The organism is Acinetobacter sp. LF10, assembly GCF_048585715.1.
GTDB lineage: Bacteria > Pseudomonadota > Gammaproteobacteria > Pseudomonadales > Moraxellaceae > Acinetobacter.
Window position 1 is genome coordinate 3189517 of record NZ_CP184160.1, and the last position, 21541, is coordinate 3211057.

24 protein-coding genes are annotated in these 21541 nt (G+C 39.6%); 15 read left to right on the plus strand and 9 right to left on the minus strand.

The annotated features are described in order from the left end of the window. Nucleotides 1-14 precede the first annotated feature (14 nt). Nucleotides 15-593, minus strand: coding sequence for a 1,6-anhydro-N-acetylmuramyl-L-alanine amidase AmpD (gene ampD, locus ACN19N_RS15325; protein WP_420001706.1), 579 nt, complete (start codon nt 591-593; stop codon nt 15-17). A 145-nt stretch (nt 594-738) separates the two neighbouring features. Here ampD and nadC point away from each other — a divergent pair, with 145 nt between their 5' ends. Beyond that, the gene (gene nadC, locus ACN19N_RS15330; RefSeq protein ID WP_269229173.1) at nt 739-1584 is read left to right on the plus strand and encodes a carboxylating nicotinate-nucleotide diphosphorylase; all 846 of its coding nucleotides are present in this window, start codon (nt 739-741) and stop codon (nt 1582-1584) included. A gap of 5 nt (nt 1585-1589) precedes the next feature. Here the strand turns inward: nadC and ACN19N_RS15335 are convergent, their stop codons facing one another. The 4 genes from ACN19N_RS15335 to ACN19N_RS15350 all read right to left on the minus strand — a co-directional run bounded on the left by ACN19N_RS15335 (nt 1590) and on the right by ACN19N_RS15350 (nt 5175). Continuing rightward, nucleotides 1590-1763, minus strand: a complete 174-nt coding sequence (locus ACN19N_RS15335) for a hypothetical protein (RefSeq protein ID WP_269229174.1) — start codon at nt 1761-1763, stop codon at nt 1590-1592. A gap of 310 nt (nt 1764-2073) precedes the next feature. Continuing rightward, a complete protein-coding gene (rph, locus tag ACN19N_RS15340; protein WP_269229175.1) occupies nt 2074-2790 on the minus strand; it encodes a ribonuclease PH in 717 nt (238 codons plus the stop codon). A gap of 124 nt (nt 2791-2914) precedes the next feature. Continuing rightward, a complete protein-coding gene (locus tag ACN19N_RS15345; protein ID WP_269229176.1) occupies nt 2915-4105 on the minus strand; it encodes a fatty acid desaturase family protein in 1191 nt (396 codons plus the stop codon). Between the two features lie 29 nt (nt 4106-4134). Then, entirely contained in the window at nt 4135-5175 is a 1041-nt protein-coding gene (locus ACN19N_RS15350; protein ID WP_269238811.1) for a ferredoxin reductase, read from the minus strand. 311 nt (nt 5176-5486) lie between these two features. On the opposite strand from ACN19N_RS15350, the gene ACN19N_RS15355 reads away from it, so the two are divergent. Then, nucleotides 5487-6137 carry a TetR family transcriptional regulator gene (locus ACN19N_RS15355; protein ID WP_018678343.1) on the plus strand — a complete coding sequence of 217 codons (651 nt, stop codon included), beginning with the start codon at nt 5487-5489 and terminating at the stop codon, nt 6135-6137. 107 nt (nt 6138-6244) lie between these two features. Further along, the gene (locus tag ACN19N_RS15360; RefSeq protein WP_004665358.1) at nt 6245-6880 is read left to right on the plus strand and encodes a TetR/AcrR family transcriptional regulator; all 636 of its coding nucleotides are present in this window, start codon (nt 6245-6247) and stop codon (nt 6878-6880) included. A 48-nt stretch (nt 6881-6928) separates the two neighbouring features. On the opposite strand, the gene ACN19N_RS15365 is transcribed toward ACN19N_RS15360, so the two are convergent. After that, nucleotides 6929-7549, minus strand: coding sequence for a thiol:disulfide interchange protein DsbA/DsbL (locus ACN19N_RS15365; RefSeq protein WP_005218967.1), 621 nt, complete (start codon nt 7547-7549; stop codon nt 6929-6931). A gap of 178 nt (nt 7550-7727) precedes the next feature. Here ACN19N_RS15365 and ubiG point away from each other — a divergent pair, with 178 nt between their 5' ends. The 10 genes from ubiG to ACN19N_RS15415 all read left to right on the plus strand — a co-directional run bounded on the left by ubiG (nt 7728) and on the right by ACN19N_RS15415 (nt 17041). Continuing rightward, nucleotides 7728-8441 (plus strand): bifunctional 2-polyprenyl-6-hydroxyphenol methylase/3-demethylubiquinol 3-O-methyltransferase UbiG, encoded by a 714-nt coding sequence (ubiG, locus tag ACN19N_RS15370; protein WP_004665360.1) that lies wholly within the window; start codon nt 7728-7730, stop codon nt 8439-8441. Beyond that, nucleotides 8441-9139 carry an HAD family hydrolase gene (locus ACN19N_RS15375; protein WP_420001707.1) on the plus strand — a complete coding sequence of 233 codons (699 nt, stop codon included), beginning with the start codon at nt 8441-8443 and terminating at the stop codon, nt 9137-9139. Before ubiG ends, ACN19N_RS15375 begins: the two co-directional genes overlap by 1 nt. A gap of 31 nt (nt 9140-9170) precedes the next feature. Continuing rightward, entirely contained in the window at nt 9171-9917 is a 747-nt protein-coding gene (locus tag ACN19N_RS15380; protein ID WP_269229182.1) for a YciK family oxidoreductase, read from the plus strand. A gap of 179 nt (nt 9918-10096) precedes the next feature. After that, nucleotides 10097-10480 carry an RcnB family protein gene (locus tag ACN19N_RS15385; protein ID WP_250753703.1) on the plus strand — a complete coding sequence of 128 codons (384 nt, stop codon included), beginning with the start codon at nt 10097-10099 and terminating at the stop codon, nt 10478-10480. A 111-nt stretch (nt 10481-10591) separates the two neighbouring features. Next, complete coding sequence (gene argA / locus ACN19N_RS15390) at nt 10592-11947, plus strand: amino-acid N-acetyltransferase (RefSeq protein ID WP_420001708.1); 1356 nt, start codon at nt 10592-10594, stop codon at nt 11945-11947. A gap of 310 nt (nt 11948-12257) precedes the next feature. Next, on the plus strand, nt 12258-13250 hold the full coding sequence (locus ACN19N_RS15395) for a sulfonate ABC transporter substrate-binding protein (protein ID WP_420001709.1): 993 nt from the start codon (nt 12258-12260) through the stop codon (nt 13248-13250). A gap of 141 nt (nt 13251-13391) precedes the next feature. Then, nucleotides 13392-14567, plus strand: coding sequence for an FMNH2-dependent alkanesulfonate monooxygenase (ssuD, locus tag ACN19N_RS15400; RefSeq protein WP_420001710.1), 1176 nt, complete (start codon nt 13392-13394; stop codon nt 14565-14567). Further along, entirely contained in the window at nt 14564-15367 is an 804-nt protein-coding gene (ssuC, locus tag ACN19N_RS15405; RefSeq protein WP_420001711.1) for an aliphatic sulfonate ABC transporter permease SsuC, read from the plus strand. Before ssuD ends, ssuC begins: the two co-directional genes overlap by 4 nt. A gap of 13 nt (nt 15368-15380) precedes the next feature. Continuing rightward, nucleotides 15381-16187 (plus strand): ATP-binding cassette domain-containing protein, encoded by an 807-nt coding sequence (locus ACN19N_RS15410; RefSeq protein WP_420001712.1) that lies wholly within the window; start codon nt 15381-15383, stop codon nt 16185-16187. A 242-nt stretch (nt 16188-16429) separates the two neighbouring features. After that, a complete protein-coding gene (locus tag ACN19N_RS15415; RefSeq protein ID WP_420001713.1) occupies nt 16430-17041 on the plus strand; it encodes a TetR/AcrR family transcriptional regulator in 612 nt (203 codons plus the stop codon). 278 nt (nt 17042-17319) lie between these two features. Here the strand turns inward: ACN19N_RS15415 and ACN19N_RS15420 are convergent, their stop codons facing one another. Further along, on the minus strand, nt 17320-17853 hold the full coding sequence (locus ACN19N_RS15420; RefSeq protein WP_269229190.1) for an SMI1/KNR4 family protein: 534 nt from the start codon (nt 17851-17853) through the stop codon (nt 17320-17322). Between the two features lie 169 nt (nt 17854-18022). Here ACN19N_RS15420 and ACN19N_RS15425 point away from each other — a divergent pair, with 169 nt between their 5' ends. Beyond that, nucleotides 18023-18406 carry a hypothetical protein gene (locus ACN19N_RS15425; protein ID WP_420001714.1) on the plus strand — a complete coding sequence of 128 codons (384 nt, stop codon included), beginning with the start codon at nt 18023-18025 and terminating at the stop codon, nt 18404-18406. A gap of 103 nt (nt 18407-18509) precedes the next feature. On the opposite strand, the gene ACN19N_RS15430 is transcribed toward ACN19N_RS15425, so the two are convergent. Further along, complete coding sequence (locus ACN19N_RS15430) at nt 18510-19076, minus strand: 5'-nucleosidase (RefSeq protein ID WP_293738117.1); 567 nt, start codon at nt 19074-19076, stop codon at nt 18510-18512. A 62-nt stretch (nt 19077-19138) separates the two neighbouring features. Next, on the minus strand, nt 19139-20272 hold the full coding sequence (locus ACN19N_RS15435) for a TDT family transporter (protein ID WP_420001715.1): 1134 nt from the start codon (nt 20270-20272) through the stop codon (nt 19139-19141). Nucleotides 20273-20479: 207 nt separating this feature from the next. Here ACN19N_RS15435 and ribF point away from each other — a divergent pair, with 207 nt between their 5' ends. Then, complete coding sequence (ribF, locus tag ACN19N_RS15440; RefSeq protein WP_420001716.1) at nt 20480-21481, plus strand: riboflavin biosynthesis protein RibF; 1002 nt, start codon at nt 20480-20482, stop codon at nt 21479-21481. The last annotated feature ends 60 nt before the right edge of the window (nt 21482-21541 follow it).

Consider the following 21541-nt stretch of genomic DNA (forward strand, 5'->3'; position numbering starts at 1 on the left):
ATTTCGTTGTGAAATCATAAATTCGACGAAGTTTTTTTAGATAGTAATTGACGGAATAATTGCCAATCAAAATATAACCCAGGATCAGTTTTACGTTTTGGGGCGATATCAGAGTGACCTGCAATATGATTCTGAATTTTTGGATAGGCCTGTCGCAGTAGCGTTACGACTTCTACCAAAGCCTGATATTGTTCAATTTCAAAAGGCAAATCATCGCTGCCTTCTAATTCGATGCCAATCGAATAGTCATTACATTCTTTTTGAGCCAGATAACTGGAACGTCCTGCATGCCATGAACGGTCATTAAAGTTTACAAATTGAATGACCTCTCCTGTACGCAAGATCAGCAAATGTGCGGATACCTGCATCCCTTCAATGGTCTGAAAATATGGATGGATAGACCAATCTAATTTATTTTGAAAAAACTGCTGAATATAGCCTCCACCAAACTGTGAGGGTGGCAAACTAATATTATGAATAACAATTAGTTGAATATCCGTATCATCAGGACGAGTATTAAAATTAGGTGATGCAATCTGGGTCGCACCGATTAATTTTCCATCTTGCACTTGAGTAAATTTAGCCTGTTGCATTATGACCCGAATCAGCAATTTAATGTTTATCTACTGCATTCTGACATGCTTTATCACGAATAATCGAGATGAAATACTTATTTTTTATGAGGAGGGTGCTAATATATCGCACAAGTTTTTTGGTCATAAATATACTGGAACGGGTATGAGTATTCCTCAATCTTTGCTTGAACAATCTATTCAAATCAATATTCAACAAGCATTACAAGAAGATATTGGGGATGGTGATATTACCGCAATGCTTACCCCTGAAGAAGAGCAAGCAACCGCAACGATTATTACCCGTGAAGATATGGTTTTAGCTGGTCAGCCTTGGGTCAATGCGCTGATTCAAGCGTATGATGACTCCGTACAGATCACATGGCTTAAACAAGAAGGTGAGCATGTTGCTGCAAATGAGGCTTTTTTAAAACTCGCTGGTTCTGCGCGTAGTTTACTGACTGTGGAACGCCCTGCTTTAAACTTCATTCAAACTCTTTCTGCTGTGGCGACTAAAACTGCAAATTATGTGCAACAACTTGAGGGTTTAAATACCAAATTGCTTGATACACGTAAAACCTTACCCGGTCTACGTATTGCACAAAAATATGCAGTTGCTGTGGGTGGTGGACAGAACCATCGTTTAGGTCTATTTGATGCATTCTTAATTAAAGAAAACCATATCATGGCAGCTGGTGGTATTGCTCAAGCGATTAGCAAAGCACATGACATTGCACCAGGTAAACCTGTCGAAGTAGAAGTTGAGACTTGGGACGAGTTAAACCAAGCACTTGAAGCTGGTGCAGATATCGTGATGTTAGATAATTTTAGCCAGCAACAAATGATTGATGCGGTCAAGCATGTTGCGGGGCGTTGTAAATTAGAGGCTTCTGGTAATATTACAATTGAAAACTTGCGCGAAGTTGCAACCACAGGCGTCGACTATATTTCAATGGGCGTACTCACTAAAGATGTTCGCGCTGTAGACTTATCTATGCGTTTTAATGCTTAAATATTCTAAGCATCATCATCCGATGACTGTGTTTTAAGTTCATCAGAAGTCGAAATGTTTGTTGTTTCGACTTTCTCAGTCCACGCTGATTTAGCTTCAGCTGAATCAGTAGGTCGTGGATCTGCCGCCATTAGCACAAAAGTCACTGCAGTTAATAACACTAGAAAAACTTGTACCATGTTCCCCTTCCTTATTTATTCTTAATTTTTCTAGTCTATCAATCCAAAATGAGTCAAATAAATGGGTTATGTGACAAACTGCAAAGATTGTGTGATTTTATGTTGAGGAATAAATTGACCTGTTTATTTTTTGCTTGCTGTTACAGCCCTTGGCAACAGGTCAGTGTTGATCTGTTATGGTTGGACTTTTGACTTGGCTTATACTCATTTTCCTGGGTATTTATAGGTTTATGCTTCATTAGCATCTAAATTGATAAATAAAAAAAAGGCGGTCTAAACATACCAGACCGCCCGCACTATCAACTGGAGATTACCAACCGAGTGCCTGCTGTTGCTTCTGAATCAATTCTGCGATTCCTTTTTCTGCAAGCTCTAACATGGCATTAGACTGCTGGCGAGTGAACGGTTTCTCTTCTGCCGTTCCTTGAATTTCAATAAATTCGCCCGCTTGTGTCATCACCACATTCAAATCCGTTTGGCAATTTGAATCTTCTTCGTAACACAAATCGAGTAGAACTTCGTCTTGGTACATTCCTACTGAAATTGCTGCTACGAGACCTTTTAATGGGTCTTGTTTAATCTTTTTATTGCTCAGTAACACATTCATGGCATCAACTAAAGCCACAGCTGCACCTGTAATGGCTGCTGTGCGAGTACCGCCATCTGCTTGAATCACATCACAGTCAATCGTAATCGTGTTCTCACCCAACTTCTTCAAATCCACCATGGCACGAAGACTACGACCAATGAGACGTTGGATTTCTTGGGTACGTCCTGTTTGCTTACCGCGCGCTGCCTCACGGTCACTACGTGTATGTGTCGAACGTGGCAACATACCGTATTCAGCAGTCACCCAACCTTGCCCTTTACCTTTCAAGAAACGTGGAACTGAGTTATCAATACTTGCTGTACACAACACTTTGGTATGACCAAATTCAACCAAAACTGAACCTTCTGCGTAACGGGTATAGTTACGGGTGATTTTTACTTCACGTAACTGGTCTAATGCTCTTTGGTCAATACGCATAATGATTCCTTAAAACGATGGCACAAATATAATTGCACCATAGTATATCTCAATTACTCGTACTTTCCCTTTTACTTATTGGTGATGAGCATCGCTTGATGGCTCAAACGACGCTCAATCTTGATTAAGCAGCTTTACCAAACATACTTTTCACTGCGTCAACAAGGCTATGCTTGATCGCCCCCAAACGGTCAACCACATTGTCAGGCAAAGAATGAATCGCCAAACGTTTATATACACTCACAATTTGAGATCCAAACGGCGCTGTATTGTACTGTTGACCAAACTCTGCACAGACTTCACGTACTTTAGGTGCCATTTCTTGATAGCGGTTGGCAGGTACATCAGGGAACAAGTGATGTTCGATTTGATGACTCAAGTTACCACTCAAGAAGTGCATGATTTTACCGCCAGTAAAGTTTGCTGAACCACGAATCTGACGTAAGTACCATTCTGCTTTGGTTTCATTATCAATATTGTCAGTGATAATTTCAGAGTCTTCTGTGAAGTGACCACAATAAATCACGGTCGATGCCCAGTAGTTACGGATCAGATTGGCAACAAAGTTACCTGCTAATACTGGCAAGAACATTGGGCCCGCGATCAATGGGAACAATACATAATCTTTACCAAACTGACGCACCATCTTTTTACGTAGATTTTTAGATTCTACATACACTTCTTTCCAAGTTTTGGTGCCATCAAACAACACTTTTTCCATCTCTAAACGTTGCAAAGCCAATAGCCATTCAAAACCCGTTGATAATACAAAACCTGTTGGTACGTTGAATAAAAAGCGAGGTTCCCACTTTTGCTCACGACTCATGCGCATTACGCCATAACCGCTAATGTCATGATCCATGCCAACAACATTGGTATAGGTATGGTGCTTATAGTTATGGGTATATTTCCAATCTTCACCCGTACACACCGTATCCCAGTCGTAGGTTGCACCGTTCAAGGTTGGATCATTTAGCCAGTCAAACTGACCGTGCATCACATTGTGACCGAGTTCCATATTTTCAACGATTTTAGATACGCCTAGCATAACGGTACCCAATAACCAAACAGGTGGAATCCAACCACCAAACATCAACATGCCACGCGATGCAATTTCGGTGTAACGTACAAAGTTACGTACTTTATAAATATAATCAGAATCTTCTTTGCCAATTTTAGCCATGGTTTCAGTACGGATGGCATCAATCTTACGGCCAAACTCTTGTACTTCTTCTGGTGTTAATGCACGGCTTGTGTTACCACCAAATTTGATTGGAGGAATCGTTTTAGTCGGATTTACTGTCATCATGTTCATAATATTATTCTCTATCTGGTCAATATGAGTTAAAGGTCAATCTCAACAGGACTGACTGCTTCACTCACACACAACTTGATTTGCACATTGTTTTGGTTATCGATTTCACCTGTAAGTTGATTTTTCACTGCACCACTGACCTTGGTACAAACACAGGTATTACAAATCCCCATACGGCAACCAAAAGATGGTTTCAAACCCGCAGCTTCAGCGCTGGCTAACAAGTTGCCACGGCCTTCAAACTCTTGCATACTGCGACGGAAATTGACCGGTTGGATTTGGGCATCCACATCCATCGTCACTGGCAAGAAGCTTTCTTGTGTTAAACGGTCTAACCAACCACGCTTCGCCCAAATTTGACGTGTCGCTTTCATCAATCCTGGAGCAGCACACACATAGGTTTGACGTTGAACAGCATCGGCACACAAACGGTCCAAAGTTTCTTCATCAAAATAAGCAGGTTGTTCAGCACTATCGACAATAATGTGTAGGTCAAAGTGCGGATATTCTGTTGCCAGTGTTTCCAATTCAGTACGGAACGCTGGATCACGTGAGTAATAAATCAACGTCACAGGTTGATTCGAACGTGCTAATGCCTGTTTCGCAATCGGAATAATCGGCGTAATACCACTACCCGCAGATACCAAAAGAATCGGTTGTTTACCTTCTTCTGTATCAAAGTCTTTTAGCGTAAATTCGCCCATCGCCTGAGTAATTTCAATCACATCACCAGCACGTGCGCTGTTGGCTAAATAGTTAGATACTCGACCTTGTTTTTTGATACCTAATACCAATTTGTCGTGACTTGGTGAACTCACCAAGCTATACGCTCGTTGATGCTGCACACCATCAATACGAACCGTCACCATTACAAATTGACCTGGCTGATAGGTTGTAAATTTATTGTTACTGCTTAAAGTGACCTTGATCATTTCATCGGCAATAGGCTCAATCGCTTCGATTTTTGCCATAATGCGGCGCAAAGTCCACATCGGGTTAACCTTTGCAAGGATAAAATCAACAAAATCTTCTCTAACCCAATGTGGCTGATAACTTAACTGTGCGTTCATACGTTCCTCGTTTTGTATCTGGCTATTTATTTTGAGTGAACAAATGTTCGTGTAGTGAACATGTGTACACTATATTTATTTGTGCTCACTGAGTCAACACCTGTTCACTATTTTTTTGAATATTTTTTATTCATCCCTATAAACATTTAAATTTTCTTGAAAATTGATCACGATCTAGCATTTATTATTTTTAAAAAAAACGATTTATTTTGCTAAAACCACAAATGCATATGATTTAGCAATGGATAAAAGCTAAAAAAATCATGTTTTTTTTGCTAGACTCTAGCGTATGGTTTTAATGGATCTTATTCATGTCGATTAGAGATGAACGAAAACAACAGAGTCGTCAGGCTTTACTTGATGCAGCGCTCCACCTCAGTACTTCTGGACGTTCATTTAGTAGTATTAGTTTGCGTGAAGTTGCACGTGAAGTTGGCTTAGTCCCAACGGCATTTTATCGTCATTTCCAAGATATGGAGGCATTAGGGCAAGAACTGGTTGACCAAGTGTCTTTGCATTTAAAAAGCTTGATTCATCAATTGGGGCAAAGCTATTTAAAACATAGCGGATCTGCTAAAACACGGACAAGCATTGAATTGTTTGTACAGGCCGTCAATCACAGCCCACAACAATGGCAATTTATGATTGCAGAACGTTGGGGTGGCTCTGAAACCGTTCGTATCGCAATTGCGCGTGAAATTGAATTTTTGATTGAAGATCTTGCAATTGATTTGTGTAAACTCGATACCTTTAAACACATTCAAGAAGCCAAAGATTTACAAGTGTTATCCACGATTTTGATTAATATGTCATTTACATGGGCAATGACGTGGATCAACTTACCGAAACAATTTCCAATTGATCGTTTGTTAGAACAACAAAACTTATTTATTGACAATGCAGCGACTCAAGTCCGCTTACTTTTCCGAGGTATCTCGAACTGGGAACCACAAAACGCCTGATCTTATCAAAGCTAAAGTTTGATATATAAAAGCATTGCTTAGCGTTATGATTGATAAGACACTAATGCAAATGCCGTTTAGAACACTATGAGGAGCTTATAAGCATCATGAATCCTGATCGTCATACTCAGTTCTTAATTCGTAAAGAAAAAATTTTGCAGGTTGCGGAAAAACTTTTATTAGAAAATAACCAAGAAATGACCTTGGATGAACTGGTTGCCGAGCTAGATATTGCTAAAGGTACTTTATATAAACATTTCCGCAGTAAAAATGAATTACTGTTGGAACTGATTATTCAAAATGAAAAAGAAATTTTAAAAATTTCAGAAAAATATAACACTGATGTTAAAGAATATGCGCCTCGTTATATGCTTTATCATTTAACCTCACCAAGTCGCACGATTTTATTGCATCAGTTAGAAGAGCATCTGACGATGACCGAGTCCAAGCTCAAACATTTGTTCGATGAGCTTTATGCGATCCGTCAACAGCGTATTATTTCGCTCAAAGATATGACTGAAAAATATTTAAAATCACAGAATTATGATATGTCGATTCGTGATTATCTTTCCTATATTTGGTCTCTGACTTACGGCGCAGCTTTGCTATTGAATTCAAGCTATTACCAGCGTTCAATTGGTTCTCGTGAGAAGCTGATTAACCTGTATGTAAACCAAGCTCTGTCTTTACCGACACAAAAAGTTCAAATCGATTTAAAAGATTTACAAATCGATCAAAACTAAATAAAAAGGACTGCTACTGCAGTCCTTTTTTACTGTTCATCGTACGAACTATTTTGCTTTGCGTTCTTTTTCTAATAAGTAATCAACAACTTGTGTCACTTTGCCATCTTCACCTTGCACAACATACTTACCGTTTACAACAACGGCAGGTACGCCCGTAAGTTGATATTGCTGTGCCAATTTATTTGACTCAGCCACTTTTGCAGTAATTGGGAAAGAGTTAAACATACTGTTAAATTTCTGTTCAGGCACGCCATAACGGGCAAAGAATTTTGCTTGTGATGCTTGATCAAAAATTTGTTGTCCGCCGTCATGGATGGCATGGAATAATGGAATATGGGTTTTCTTACGTACTCCTAGTGCCTCAGACACATAGTAACCTCGAGCACCCTGCTCCCATACTTTATTCATAGCTGCTGGCGTACGGAGGAAATATACATCGCTTGGAATCTTCTTTAACCACGTTTGCATATGTGGTTCAAGCTTAAAGCAGTGCGGGCAACCGTACCAAAAGAATTCACGTACTTCAATTTTTCCCGCTGGCGCAGCTGTTTTACCCGGATTGGCAACCACGGTATAGTCTTTACCCGCTACAAAATCCGCAGCCATTGCATTCATTGAAAATGCCATGACCACTGCACTTAAACCACCTAATACTAACTTTTTCATTGAGTTTGCTTTTCCTCTAAGCATTTTTCGTAAGTTTATATGCTAAATATAAATCAAACACGACTAATTCGTTTTGCTTGTGTGAAGTTTTTTATTGGATTTATCGCTTTTTTTTCAAGAAGCGCTACACTAACAACAGATTAAACCGAAATAATCATCCTAATACAGAGGTATTTCCATGTCACAACTGAATGTTGACCCACAAGAAATCGCAAAATTTGAAGCATTGGCTGCCAAATGGTGGGATCAACATTCTGAGTTCCGCCCACTTCATCAAATCAATCCTTTACGTTTAAATTGGATTGACGAACGTGTTGGTGGTTTAGCAGGTAAGAAAGTGCTTGATGTTGGCTGTGGTGGCGGTATTTTGGCAGAAAGTATGGCTCGTCGTGGCGCTGATGTTTTAGGGATCGACATGGGCGAAGCCCCGCTTGCTGTAGGACGTTTACACGCACAGCAAGACAATGTGCAAAATATTGAATATCGTCAAATCCCAGTCGAGGAGTTAGCGCAACAACAAGCAGGACAATATGACGTAGTGACCTGTATGGAAATGATGGAACATGTTCCTGATCCAGCCTCAATTGTCAAAGCCTGTCAAACACTGGTTAAACCGGGTGGACACGTCTTCTTTTCGACCATTAATCGCAATCCAAAATCATATTTATTCGCAATTATTGGCGCAGAATATGTCCTACGTTTGTTACCAAAAGGTACGCATGATTATCATAAATTTATCCGTCCTTCAGAAATGGCGCATGATATTCGTAACGCAGGCTTGAGTCTAAAAGAAATGACGGGCTTACATTATAACCCTATCACTAAGCATTATTGGTTAGCACCCAACGTAGATGTGAATTATATGGTTCATACCACAAATACAGGTGTCTAATGAAAGCCGTTTTATTTGATCTTGATGGTACTTTGATCGACACTGCTGCTGATTTTATTCGCATCATTCAACAAATGTGCCGTGATGAACAGCGTCCTGTTGTTGATGCAGCAACCATTCGCACTCAAGTGTCTGAAGGCGCACGAGCAATGGTCAAATTGGTGTATCCAGAATTGGATGTGACCGATCCCATCTTTCTAGGTCATCGCCAGCGCTTTTTAGATGTATACGGTGACAATATTGTGGTGGATACGGATTTATTTGTTGGGATGTATCCTCTGCTCGAAGAACTTGAAGCAAACCAGATTCCTTGGGGAATTGTGACCAATAAACCACGTGGTTTAAGTGAATCATTATTGGCTGAATTAAATTTAACCGAACGCTGTGCAGTTTTGGTTTGTCCTGAAGATGTCACACATACCAAACCCGATCCTGAACCGATGTATTTAGCAGCTCAGCATCTCGGCATCGATGCAGAAAAAATTATTTATGTGGGTGATCATCCACGTGATATTGATGCAGGTCGAAATGCAGAGATGTATACCATTTTGGCAGCTTACGGGTATTTACCAATAGAATCTCGTGATGATCTGAACGCTTGGCAAGCAGATGCAATTATTCAAACTGTCCCTGAATTACACCAACTGCTCAAACAGAAAATCTCTGCATTATCAGAAAATCAGGGTATGATGAGCTAAATATTTAATATAACAACTAGGAGGCATAACAATGAAATATTCAGAATATCAACCTCGTCCAGATCTACTCAAAGATCGTATCATTCTCATCACGGGTGCAGGTGATGGAATTGGTCGAGCTGCTGCTCTTAGTTATGCCCTTCATGGTGCAACTGTGGTTTTGCATGGACGTAGCCTGAATAAACTTGAAGTCATTTATGATGAAATTGAAGGTTTAGGTGCACCACAGCCTGCAATATTGCCATTACAGCTTTCAACTGCATCCAGTCATGACTATGAGCTTCTTGTCGATACGCTTGAGCAACAATTTGGTCGCTTGGATGGAATTTTACATAATGCGGGCATGTTAGGTGATCGAGTTGAACTAGCGGATTACCCTGTTGATGTTTGGGATGATGTCATGGCCGTAAATTTACGTGCACCTTTCGCGTTAACTCAAACATTATTACCACTGCTTGAAAAATCTGAACATGCTTCAGTGGTATTTACCAGTTCGAGTGTAGGTCGTGAAGCTCGTGCTTTATGGGGAGCATACTCTGTTTCTAAAGTTGCAATCGAAGCAATGAGTAAGATTTTTGCAGCAGAAAACACCTATCCAAACATTCGTTTTAACTGCATTAATCCAGGCGGTACCCGTACAGCAATGCGGGCGAAGGCTTATCCTGAGGAAGATCCAAAAATTCTTCCAACGCCGGATAGCATTATGCCTGCTTATCTTTATTTGATGGGTGATGATAGTTTAGATATGAATGGGCAAAGTATTGACGCTCAATCTTAACTAATTGAATATAATAAATTTAAATGATATTAAATACGGGCTTCGATGATGCTTTTCTAGAGAAATTACTTAAGGATCTCCATCTTTTTAATGGAATAATGAATTGATCTTCACAGTTTCTCTGCATTTTTAAGGTACAGTTTTCACATGAGAGACATCCGAAGTCCATAAGGTGCATCATGAAAAAATTTTTCATTATCTTGGTTTTAGGTTCAACAACCCTATTGAGTAGTATGGGTAGTTTTGCAGGTCCACATTTTGATGGTGATGATGACTCACGCGGTGGTGGCTGGCAAGGTCGTAACTTTGACCGTCCAGATGATGAAAACCGTATGCGTGAACGTCGTATGCGTGAAGAACGTGGTGTCGAGCGTTTAAAACAACATCGCTGGCAAGCAGGTTACGTCATGCCGCAACATTATCGCGGAAACGGCTATAAAGTTGATTATAAAGATAATAATCTCCCACGTCCCGGTCGTAATGAGCAATGGTATAAAATCAATAATGATTTTATTTTAGTCAACTCTGATGATAATAGTATTATCCGCATCATGGGGTTCTAAACACGTTCTCAGACGATGACTGTACAAAGTTGAAGCGTTGTTTTAGGAATAGATTTATCTTTTTATTTTTTTCGTTAGAATCAGATAAATTGATGTATATCTGAGATGAACATGGCGAACCAAATGACTGAAACTTCACATAGTACAACGCAAGATTATGTGCATTGGTTTCGCCACTCAGCACCATATATTAATGCCCATCGTGATAAAACCTTTGTGCTTATGTTTGGCGGTGAAGCCGTCTTACACCAGAACTTTCAGCATATTATTCATGATATTGCCCTATTGCATTCTTTAGGGATTCGTTTGATTTTGGTGCATGGCGCACGCCCACAAATTAATCAAAATCTTCGTGAAAGCCAAATTGAAACGCCTTTTCATCAAAGTCGTCGTGTGACAACTCGTGCATCACTACGTAGTGTCATGAATGCAGTTGGATCGATTCGTTTAGAAATTGAAGCTCTTCTATCAATGGGCTTAGCAAATTCACCTATGTATGGTGCTCGCATTGATGTGGTTTCGGGTAACTTTGTAACGGCTAAACCCTATGGCATTCGGGATGGAGTTGATTTTCAGCTCACAGGTGAAGTCCGTTCAATTGATACCGATGCGATTCAACGCCACTTAGATAATCACAATATTGTGTTACTAGGACCTACAGGTTATTCAACCACTGGAGAAGTATTTAACTTATTGACGGAAGAAGTCGCGACCAAAACAGCAACTGCACTACAAGCCGATAAATTAATTTTCTTAGGTGAAAAACAAGGATTAATGAATGAGCAACAACAATTATTACGTGAATTAAGCTCGTATCAACTTGAGCCTTATATTCAACAATACCAAACACAATATCCAGAATTCGCCTTACACCTCAAACAAGCTCAACAAGCTTCATTGTCTGGGGTGCATCGTGTTCACCTCATTTCATATACTTATGATGGTGCTTTGATTGAAGAACTATTTACACGCGACGGGATTGGCACTTTAATCACAGATGCCCACTATGAAGAAGTACGTATTGCCAATATTCATGATGTTGGCGGTTTAATCAACTTATTACGTCCGCTCGAACAGGAAGGTATTTTAGTCTATCGTTCACGTGAACGTCTTGAAAGTGAAATAGAACAGTTCGCGGTGATTGAACGCGATGGCATGATCTTAGCCTGTGCAGCGCTCTATCCTATTCCTGCTGAATCAGGTGAAATCAAATCTGCTGAAATTGCCTGTGTCGCTGTCGATTCGAGTTATCGTAAATCGAATCGTGGTAGCCAAATTTTGCAATTTTTGGAAACCAAAGCGAAACAACAAGGTATTCAACAACTGTTTGTTCTCACGACCCGTACCGCACATTGGTTTTTAGAGCAGGGTTTCAGCCCAGCAAGTGTTGATGATTTACCGAATGCTCGACAAGCGCTGTACAATTATCAGCGTAATTCCTTAGTCTTCAAAAAAGTTTTGTTCTAATTATATTTGACCTGAAGATATCTTTATTTCTGATAAAGATATCTTTTGACCTCTTTCTTTTCTATTTTTATTCAGCTCATTAGAAAAATAAGCGCACTGTTTTTTTAAAAATAAAAAAATAAAACAAAAACTTATGTGCTAATTAAATTTCAATGCTTATTCATCTTCTCAATAACATTATCTATTTTTCTATTTTGCACTTTTCATCATAAGCAAAGCCCAATTATTTATTTTTTATGCATTAAAAAAAGTTTTAGCTTAATTGCTCAACTTATTTAGATCTTGTAATTTTCTGGGGAGCACAATCAACATGGCTATTTTTATCAATCGCTCATGGGCAACTTCAACCATCATCGCAGCAACTATTGCTGGCGTAATGGGCGTTGCAGGTTGTGCAAAAAAACCTGAGCAGCAAGCAACACCAAAACAAGAAACCACCACATTAAATATCGGCTTTCAAAAGTATGGCATTTTGCCGATTGTCAAAGCAAAAGGTGAATTAGAAAAGAATCTTGCTGCTCAGGGTGTCAATGTAAAATGGGTTGAATTTCCAGCCGGCCCCCAACTTTTAGAAGGCTTAAATGTAGGTAGTGTCGTATTTGGCGAGGCCGGTGAAGCGCCTCCGATCTTTGCTCAAGCAGCAAATCCTAACTTGGTCTATGTTGCAAATCAGCCACCAGCACCTACCGCAGAAGCATTAATCGTTCAAAAAGATTCACCAATACAATCTGTACAAGACCTGAAAGGTAAACGTATTGCATTGAACAAAGGCTCAAACGTTCATTATCTTTTATTGAAATTACTAGAAGCCAATAATTTAACTTTAAATGATATTCAGCCTGTTTATTTACCACCATCAGATGCTCGCGCAGCATTTGAAAAAGGCGCAGTCGATGCTTGGGTGATATGGGATCCATTCTTCGCAGCAGCAGAGCATCAAATCCATGCACGTGTGATCGCAAACGGCGAGCATTTGGTCAACAATCATCAATTCTATTTAGCTGATCGTAAGTTTGCGGAAGGACATCCCGAAGTTCTAAAAACACTGGTGACAACATTAAATCAAACCACAGATTGGGTAAAAACCCATCCTGATGATGCTGCAAAATTACTCGAAAAACCAACCGCACTTGAACTCGATGTTTTAAAAACTTCAATTTCTCGCATGGGTTTTGGCGTTCAGCCAATTTCTGAAAAAGTCGCAAAAGAACAGCAGTACGTCGCTGATGCCTTTTTTGCTCAGAAATTAATTCCAAAGCAATTGGTGATTGCAGATGCTGTATTAAAAAACCAAGTTCAATAATTGAGAGTCTACTTTAGGTAATTTCTCATCGGTTTTGGTTGTGATCAATCAAAGTACTTTATCCCCCATGCAGATTGCCATCTAAAACACGATGCAATCTGTCTCATTCACATGATCTCATTCTTCATAAGGAATATCGACATGAATATTTTCTGGTTCATCCCCACTCATGGTGACAGCCGTTACTTAGGCACCAGCAAGGGCGCACGTCAGGTCGATCATGCTTATATGAAACAAATCGCCGTTGCTGTTGACAACCTTGGTTATGCTGGCGTATTGATTCCAACGGGTCGTTCTTGTGAAGATCCATGGATCACAGCAGCCAGCCTCATTGATGCAACCAAACAATTAAAGTTTTTGGTGGCACTACGTCCCGGAATTACGACACCAGCATTGGCGGCACGCATGGCTGCTACCTTTGATCGCCTATCCAATGGTCGTATTTTACTCAATCTTGTAACAGGTGGTGATGAACAGGAACTCAAGGGCGATGGTCTATATGAAGATCACAGCACGCGTTATCAGACTGCCTCTGAATATGTCAAAATTTGGCGTGAAATTCTGACTCGCTCCCATACAGGTGAGTCGTTTACTTTTCATGGTGAACGACTCAGTGTCGATGAAGCAAAATTACTTTATCCACCTGTGCAAAAGCCCTATCCACCCCTTTGGTTTGGTGGATCATCCGCAGACGCGACTGAACTTGCAGCCGAACAAGTCGATACTTATTTAACTTGGGGTGAACCGCCTGCGGCAGTAAAAGAAAAAATAGACCATTTAAAAGCAAAAGCCGCAGCCAAAGGGCGCATCCTGAATTATGGTATCCGATTGCACGTGATTGTTCGTGAAACCAATGAACAAGCTTGGGCTGCCGCTGATGAACTCATTCAATATTTAGATGATGAGACTATTGCAGCAGCGCAGAAAAAATTTGCACAAATGGACTCGGTCGGGCAGCAACGTATGGCAGCTTTGCACGGCGGGCGTAAAGATCAATTAGAAGTCTCACCAAACTTATGGGCTGGTATCGGTTTAGTTCGTGGCGGTGCGGGTACGGCTTTAGTCGGCGATCCAGAAACTGTTGCTGCACGTATTCAAGAATATGCTAACTTGGGGATTGATACCTTTATTTTCTCTGGCTATCCACATTTGGAAGAATCGATCCGCTTTGCTGAATTAGTATTTCCACTTCTGCCACTCAAAACTCGTGAGAAACTGGCACAACCACATCTCACAGGTCCTTTTGGTGAAATCATTGCCAATAACTATGTGCCTGAGGTCAAAACACCAAAAGCGTTGGTTAAGGAGGAGGCATGAGTGCAACGCCATTTCTAAATAATGTTTCACGTGGAACACAAAAAATAGGCAAAGGTTTCCTGCCGTGGTTGTTTCCAATTTTATTGCTGCTGATTTGGCAAGCTGCTTCAAGTTCAGGTCTATTACAAAGCCGTGTGTTACCTGCCCCAACGGCTGTAGTGAGTGCTTTTTGGCACTTACTGATCAGTGGCGAACTTTGGCATCATGTCAAAGTCAGCGCAGGTCGTGCCCTGCTTGGTTTATTGGTGGGTGGCGGTTTAGGACTGGTTCTAGGACTACTGAATGGTTCATCACGGATTGCTTCCACCTTATTAGATACTACACTGCAAATGATCCGCAATATTCCTGCGCTAGCACTCATTCCGCTGGTGATTTTATGGTTTGGTATTGATGAAACAGCCAAACTCTTTTTAGTCGCGGTAGGTGTATTTTTTCCAATCTACATCAATACCTATCATGGTATTCGCTCGGTAGACCCTCAGTTGATTGAAATGGGTAAAAGTTACGGACTCAATCGCTGGCAATTGTATAAAGAGATCATTCTACCCGGCGCAATGCCTTCTATTTTAGTGGGACTTCGCTTTGCTTTAGGTTTGGTTTGGGTACTACTAATCGTGGCAGAAACGATTTCCGCTCAAGCAGGAATCGGTTATATGACCATGAATGCACGTGAGTTCTTGCAAACCGATATCGTTTTGGTCGGTATTTTACTTTACGCCATACTTGGAAAATTAGCAGATGTATTAGCGCGAGCACTAGAACGATCTTTATTACGTTGGCATGCAGGCTATCAAAAATAAAAAGGTCAACGATATGAGCAATCTAAATTTAAATTTCTATGAAAATCCCTTGATTCAACCCCTTGGTGAATCTGAAGCATCGACTACTGCAAGCCATAGCAATGGTGCAAATATTCTGATTGAACAACTGTATAAGTTTTATGGTGAAGTCAAAGTACTTGAGGACTTAGACTTAAACATTCAAGCAGGTGAATTTGTCGCCATAGTAGGTCGCAGTGGTTGTGGTAAAAGCACCTTACTTCGATTAATTGCCCAACTAGAAAAACCTAGCTATGGCGAGATTAAGTTTCAATCCGCAAGAAACTTTCGTGAAGGCATCACAAACGATGATATTCGTGTGATGTTTCAAGATCCACGCTTACTTCCGTGGAAAAATATTTTACACAACGTACAATTAGGTTTACCAAAAGATCAACACCTTCTTGCTGAGAATTTATTAGAAAAAGTAGGCTTAAAAGACAAATCCACACAGTGGCCAACTCAACTCTCTGGAGGTCAACGTCAACGTGCCGCATTAGCCAGAGCACTATCTCACACACCACGTATTTTATTACTGGATGAACCCTTAGGTGCACTAGATGCTCTAACGCGTTTAGAAATGCAAAGCTTGATTGAACGCCTTTGGAAAGAACAAGGCTTTACTGCAATTTTGGTCACACACGATGTCAGTGAAGCGGTACAATTGGCAGATAGCATTATTTTGCTAGATCAAGGACATATTGCACATCAATTTCAAGTGAATTTACCACGACCACGTAAGAAAACTATTGCATTTGCGCAGTTGGAACAACAAGTGTTAGATGCGGTTTTAGCAACTTAAAACCGCACCATGATCATAAAACCCACTGGATATGAATCAAAAAATGAGCTTGTTGATCAGCATTTAACACTGAATTGTTTACAAAATATGTAATTCATTTTTTAGATTTCAAGTATTATCAATTAGATCGCTTCAATTCATCTTAGAACTGCGTATTTTTCGACAAAAAAACTGTGTTATTGTGCACAAATCGGACAATTTATCTTACAATGTCAATGACATTTTTTGAATCAAGCTCGCAGATGGAACAGAAAAAAAGTACACAAAAGCGCAATCAACTGCTGAATGCTGCCCTCGATGTTTTTTCCGTCTATGGATTCAGTGGTGCTAGTCTGGATGAGATTGCCCAGCTCGCAAATATGCATAAATCCAATATTTTCTATTATTATGAAAATAAAGAGTCTCTTTACGTTGAAGTACTGACAACCGTACTGCAAAAATGGCTCGCTCCTTTACAAACCTTAGAATCAGAACTTGAGCCAACTGAAGCTCTGACTCACTATTTAATTCAAAAAATTGAAAGCTCACGTGATCAGCCAAAAGCTTCTCGTTTATTTGCCCTCGAAATTATTCAAGGTGCGCCGCATATTTTACCGATCTTAAAAGGGCCATTAAAAAAACTGTTTAAGCGTAAAACCAAGGTGATTCAAACTTGGCAAGAGCAAGGTAAATTGTCGGCAGAGATTGACCCTGAATTGTTGATTATCAATATTTGGGCAATTACGCAAAACTATGCGGATTTCGCAACCCAAATGGAAATGGTTACGGGCAAAACCTTGCGTAACCGTAGTATGTATCAACGTACTATCGAACACACTGTTCATTTGATGCTCTACGGCGTATTACCACGTTAAATTTTATTCCGTTAAAAGCCTTAATTTTAGCGATTGAAATACATTAAAAAAGCGACTTTGTTAGTCGCTTTTTTCTTGCCAAATGGTTAAGGTGATTATTCAACTAAGCTAATCAAAAATGTGGAACATTGATTAAGAAACATACATGGAAAATGAATAGTCACGAAAAAGCCGCTCCAGTGCGCTGAACTCTAGAATGGCTTACTTTAAGATATTGATGCTAAAGAGGAAACTTCAAACATTTCTCATAAGGCGTATTATGTTAATTTTAGAAATATTTAAAAATTATTTTCTTTCAACAATGCCATAAAAGAAGTGAAACTGTCTGCTAGCTTTATAGTTCTTAACTTATTTTCTGTTGGTGATATTTCGATAAGGTCATCATGATAAATTAGAGCAATATGTGGCTCATCCGTATTAAAGTTGTCTCTATAATCAAAAGCTATTTGGTCACCACCTGCACATTCTCCAAAAATCACCATATGTTTATCCATAAATTCATACATGTGTTCATCAGGCTGATTTAATTCAATAGCTTCATATTTTTTGATAGAATCCTCATACTTTTTACGATCTTCTTCATCCCAAACTTCTATTTCTTCGTACCCATAGCTATAAAAATATACGTCTCTATCTGTGATCTCATTGTTATGATCTTGAAACTCAAAATAGTTCTTTTCAGGTGTTAATCCATTGTGTTTACTGAGTAATTCAACATAAGATTTGGGGAATTTATACCCAATCGATTCAGCATAATTCTCAATAATTTTTTTATCAATTTGACCACGATCTCTGCTTGCATCAATATTCATTTAGTCCGCTCAATTAATTTTTTTATAGTATAAATTATGAATTAATATTTTATTTAACACAATGGGCGTTATATGAAATTTTTAAAAAGTATATTAGAAACGGGAGCTTAAGACACCTGTTTTCGATCTCGTATAAGGTGTATTATGTTAATTTTAGATAAATTTAAATATGTGGAAAATATATAAAGAACAAAGTTCTGATCTTGGATTTGCTATTGGGTGTCTATTTTCAGAAGCAATTAATTTAAATGAGTTTAGACAATGGATTGAGCTTTGTATCAACGATTTAGATCAAGATGAAATACCGCTTTATATGTTTGATCTTATAAATTTCGAAGACTCACTAGCGAAGATTCATTTAGTTATTGGCTTTGTGCCAGGCTCTGGGCTATCAAAAACAGAAAAAATAGCGTTAGAAGGCATCTCCTATCTAAGGGGAGTAGATATTTTTGACCCTATTTCTACGCAAGAACAATCCATTGAATATCTAAAAAATAATCCACATATATCCGAGAAATTTAAGCAAACTTTTCCTTTTATAAATTTTATTTAACATAATGAACATCATACAAATAAATAAAAATATTATTTAATTTCAACAACCTACCGATACGCAAAAGTCCACCCATACAAACTACAAGGCTAGACCTTTGCATTTAAAAATGCGCCTGATACAGCGCCAATAACTTTTGTGCCCCTAGTAATAAATTCTCTTCCCAATCTAAATGAGCCGTATCATTGGCGCCATCCGTTATGTATTTGACCGAGATTAAACGCACTCCCAGTTTTTGACACACTTTGGCTAAAGCATACGCTTCCATATCCACCAAATTACAGCTGACCTTTGGAAGACCTGTTTCAAAAGAATCACCTGTGCCACAAATGCCTTTGGGTAAGTGTTCAAAGTGTGGTTGAGTATAAATCTCCGCAGGAATCTCATCATCCATCGGTGTCACTCCCACGGCAAAACCCAGTGGAGACACATCCATATCACGTTGTACAAAAGTAATCACCTCAACCAGACTATGTGCATCGAAGTGCGAGCTGCCTGCACTACCTAAATTGATCAGCGTTTTGCATCCCGTCTTTTGAATCACCTCAAATGCCTTGAATGCTGCATTAATTTTGCCAATTCCACTGTAATGAACGTCAATACCTGCTTGCTCAAATAAACCTTTAGATTCATTCGGCAAAGCCATAATCAGAGCAACATCAGCATTCATAAAAAGACTCGTTCAAATCAAAATAGAGACACAAAAAAGGTGTGCTTCGGCACACCTTGATATTATTGCATCTTCTGCTGTAACGCGACCAAACAGGGAGAGAAAAATAATTGACCGCTATATGCCCCTGCCAGTGTTTTTTTCATTACCAATGTCCATAGACCAACCAACAACAGACTTAAAACCACCGCCACATACTGTAAGAACTCGATATGTAACTGATGCGCCAAGTTAAAGATCGCTAAAATAAACACACCGAATGGGAAAGTCAGTCCCCACCAACCTAAGTTAAATGGAATGCCAGTACGCATATGGCGCAGTGTGGTCAAAATCGCAATCCCAAACCACCATAAACCAAAACCTAATAGCACCAAACTTGCCACAATACCCAAGGCTGGAAGTAATGTCGCTAAGCCTTCAAAGCCCATCGCCTGCATAATACGTGGGGCTTGTTCACCCAATAATAATAACGCCAACGCACCTGTACCAATCGGTCCTAGACATAACCAGCTTGAAATCGCCACCTCTTTTTCAGGCAATTGATGCAGAGCTAAACGTAACATCAAAATGGTTAAGATTGCAAAAGCAGGTAATACTGAAATACCCCACAACACATAACCTGTGATCAAGATGGTTAATGCATGTTGATCGGCAGCTAAGTGCTGTAATAGTAGACCCGCAGAACTCGCAGCGACTTCACACGCTACGATCGGGAGTAACCATACCGCAGTCATCCGTTGTAATTGATGATCTTGGCAGCTAAACATACAGAATGGCACCACCCACGCAATCACCACCGCAAGAACAACATCGATATACCAAAGGTAAGTGGCAATTTGAACGGCAATATCACCATATAAATGCGTACCGAAACTGAGAAAACCATTGGCAATCGTGGCTAAGCCCATCGGAATAGCACCCAAAAATAGGCTCATATTGGGATGAGTAAAAATCTGCTTTGCTTCGCTGGGGAATAAAATCCAGCGTAAGATATACAGCACACTAAAAGTGCTAAATAACAAAATATTAAATTGCCATAATTTAGTCGCAAGCATAAATAACAGAGATGAAGCAAAAGGTAGCTGTGCTAAAATCATCGCCACTACACCCGTACCCATGGTTGCAGTAAACCAGTTTGGGGTAAAATGGCGAATCACATCTATCGTTTGTTCTAGCTGATAAAACGGCTTTTTCATCTCTTTCTCAATATCAAGCGACTATGTGACCATCTTAGAGCAACATTTAAATAAGAAAAATTGATTTATTTTAATTTAATTAATCAGCTTAATTTATATAAAACTTCTAAATATTGAAAAATTCCTGTGTAAAAACACAACAACAAGACGAAACGCTGAGAATATGGCAATATATAGCCTCTGCAAAATTCGCTGAATTTAACGCCCATGAAGTTGCTTCGTCTCAACGCATTATCGCCAGATTTTCAGTTACCACCGACTGCGGTAACGATTGGCAATTTTGATGGTGTCCATCTTGGCCATCAAGCGATGATTAGCCAGCTCAAAACATTGGCAGACGCCAAAGGCTTAAAAACATTAGTGATGATTTTCGAGCCACAACCGCTTGAATTTTTTAAAGGTTATGATGCTCCACCACGTATTAGCTCGCTTAGAGAAAAAGTAGAATATTTAACAGAGCTCGGTGTAGATTACATTGCTGTCGCAAGGTTTGATCAATATTTTAGAAGTTTGAATGCGACAGAATTTGCCGACCTACTCAAATTAAAACTCAATGCACAAAGCTTGGTGCTAGGCGATGATTTTCATTTTGGCAAAGACCGCCAAGGCAACAGCGAATTCTTGCGTGATTACGGCTTTGATGTCACTAATTTAAATACTGTGGCTTTAAATAATGAACGTGTCAGTTCAACCCGTATCCGTCAGGTTCTACAAGAAGGTGATTTGGCATTAGCGGCAAAATTGTTGGGTCGCCCTTATAGCATTACGGGCCGAGTGCAATATGGCGATCAGATTGGTCGTACCCTTGATTTTCCAACCATCAATGTTCGTTTAAACCGTCATAAACCGTGTTTAAACGGAATTTATGCGGTTGATGTCGTCTGTGAAAATGCCTCACTCACTGCAAAAACAAAACACACTGATCCTGCTTTGAACGGAATTGCAGGCTATCAAGCTGACAGTTTATTTGGTGCAGGTCATGTCGGAACACGTCCAGCCATCAAACAAGAGCATCCAGAGTGGCGATTAGAAGTACATTTTCCTGATGTTTCTGCTAATCTGTATGGCTTATTGATGCGGGTCACTTTCCTTCACTATCTACATGGTGAACTGAATTACCCTTCGCTTGAAGCACTCAAAGCTGGAATCGATGATGATGTGCAAAAATTACGAGACTATCGTGAACGCACACCAAAATTTCCTTTTTAAATTTAAATTTCATTTGTAATACATGTCAGTTTAGACTGATAAAACTGGAAGAAAACTTGC

What these genes read in the sequence shown, in the direction of transcription:
- ampD (WP_420001706.1), bottom strand. Translation starts at nt 593, where the DNA reads ATGCAACAGGCTAAATTTACTCAAGTGCAAGATGGAAAATTAATCGGT.
- nadC (WP_269229173.1), top strand. Translation starts at nt 739, where the DNA reads ATGAGTATTCCTCAATCTTTGCTTGAACAATCTATTCAAATCAATATT.
- ACN19N_RS15335 (WP_269229174.1), bottom strand. Translation starts at nt 1,763, where the DNA reads ATGGTACAAGTTTTTCTAGTGTTATTAACTGCAGTGACTTTTGTGCTA.
- rph (WP_269229175.1), bottom strand. Translation starts at nt 2,790, where the DNA reads ATGCGTATTGACCAAAGAGCATTAGACCAGTTACGTGAAGTAAAAATC.
- ACN19N_RS15345 (WP_269229176.1), bottom strand. Translation starts at nt 4,105, where the DNA reads ATGAACATGATGACAGTAAATCCGACTAAAACGATTCCTCCAATCAAA.
- ACN19N_RS15350 (WP_269238811.1), bottom strand. Translation starts at nt 5,175, where the DNA reads ATGAACGCACAGTTAAGTTATCAGCCACATTGGGTTAGAGAAGATTTT.
- ACN19N_RS15355 (WP_018678343.1), top strand. Translation starts at nt 5,487, where the DNA reads ATGTCGATTAGAGATGAACGAAAACAACAGAGTCGTCAGGCTTTACTT.
- ACN19N_RS15360 (WP_004665358.1), top strand. Translation starts at nt 6,245, where the DNA reads ATGAATCCTGATCGTCATACTCAGTTCTTAATTCGTAAAGAAAAAATT.
- ACN19N_RS15365 (WP_005218967.1), bottom strand. Translation starts at nt 7,549, where the DNA reads ATGAAAAAGTTAGTATTAGGTGGTTTAAGTGCAGTGGTCATGGCATTT.
- ubiG (WP_004665360.1), top strand. Translation starts at nt 7,728, where the DNA reads ATGTCACAACTGAATGTTGACCCACAAGAAATCGCAAAATTTGAAGCA.
- ACN19N_RS15375 (WP_420001707.1), top strand. Translation starts at nt 8,441, where the DNA reads ATGAAAGCCGTTTTATTTGATCTTGATGGTACTTTGATCGACACTGCT.
- ACN19N_RS15380 (WP_269229182.1), top strand. Translation starts at nt 9,171, where the DNA reads ATGAAATATTCAGAATATCAACCTCGTCCAGATCTACTCAAAGATCGT.
- ACN19N_RS15385 (WP_250753703.1), top strand. Translation starts at nt 10,097, where the DNA reads ATGAAAAAATTTTTCATTATCTTGGTTTTAGGTTCAACAACCCTATTG.
- argA (WP_420001708.1), top strand. Translation starts at nt 10,592, where the DNA reads ATGGCGAACCAAATGACTGAAACTTCACATAGTACAACGCAAGATTAT.
- ACN19N_RS15395 (WP_420001709.1), top strand. Translation starts at nt 12,258, where the DNA reads ATGGCTATTTTTATCAATCGCTCATGGGCAACTTCAACCATCATCGCA.
- ssuD (WP_420001710.1), top strand. Translation starts at nt 13,392, where the DNA reads ATGAATATTTTCTGGTTCATCCCCACTCATGGTGACAGCCGTTACTTA.
- ssuC (WP_420001711.1), top strand. Translation starts at nt 14,564, where the DNA reads ATGAGTGCAACGCCATTTCTAAATAATGTTTCACGTGGAACACAAAAA.
- ACN19N_RS15410 (WP_420001712.1), top strand. Translation starts at nt 15,381, where the DNA reads ATGAGCAATCTAAATTTAAATTTCTATGAAAATCCCTTGATTCAACCC.
- ACN19N_RS15415 (WP_420001713.1), top strand. Translation starts at nt 16,430, where the DNA reads ATGGAACAGAAAAAAAGTACACAAAAGCGCAATCAACTGCTGAATGCT.
- ACN19N_RS15420 (WP_269229190.1), bottom strand. Translation starts at nt 17,853, where the DNA reads ATGAATATTGATGCAAGCAGAGATCGTGGTCAAATTGATAAAAAAATT.
- ACN19N_RS15425 (WP_420001714.1), top strand. Translation starts at nt 18,023, where the DNA reads ATGTGGAAAATATATAAAGAACAAAGTTCTGATCTTGGATTTGCTATT.
- ACN19N_RS15430 (WP_293738117.1), bottom strand. Translation starts at nt 19,076, where the DNA reads ATGAATGCTGATGTTGCTCTGATTATGGCTTTGCCGAATGAATCTAAA.
- ACN19N_RS15435 (WP_420001715.1), bottom strand. Translation starts at nt 20,272, where the DNA reads ATGAAAAAGCCGTTTTATCAGCTAGAACAAACGATAGATGTGATTCGC.
- ribF (WP_420001716.1), top strand. Translation starts at nt 20,480, where the DNA reads ATGAAGTTGCTTCGTCTCAACGCATTATCGCCAGATTTTCAGTTACCA.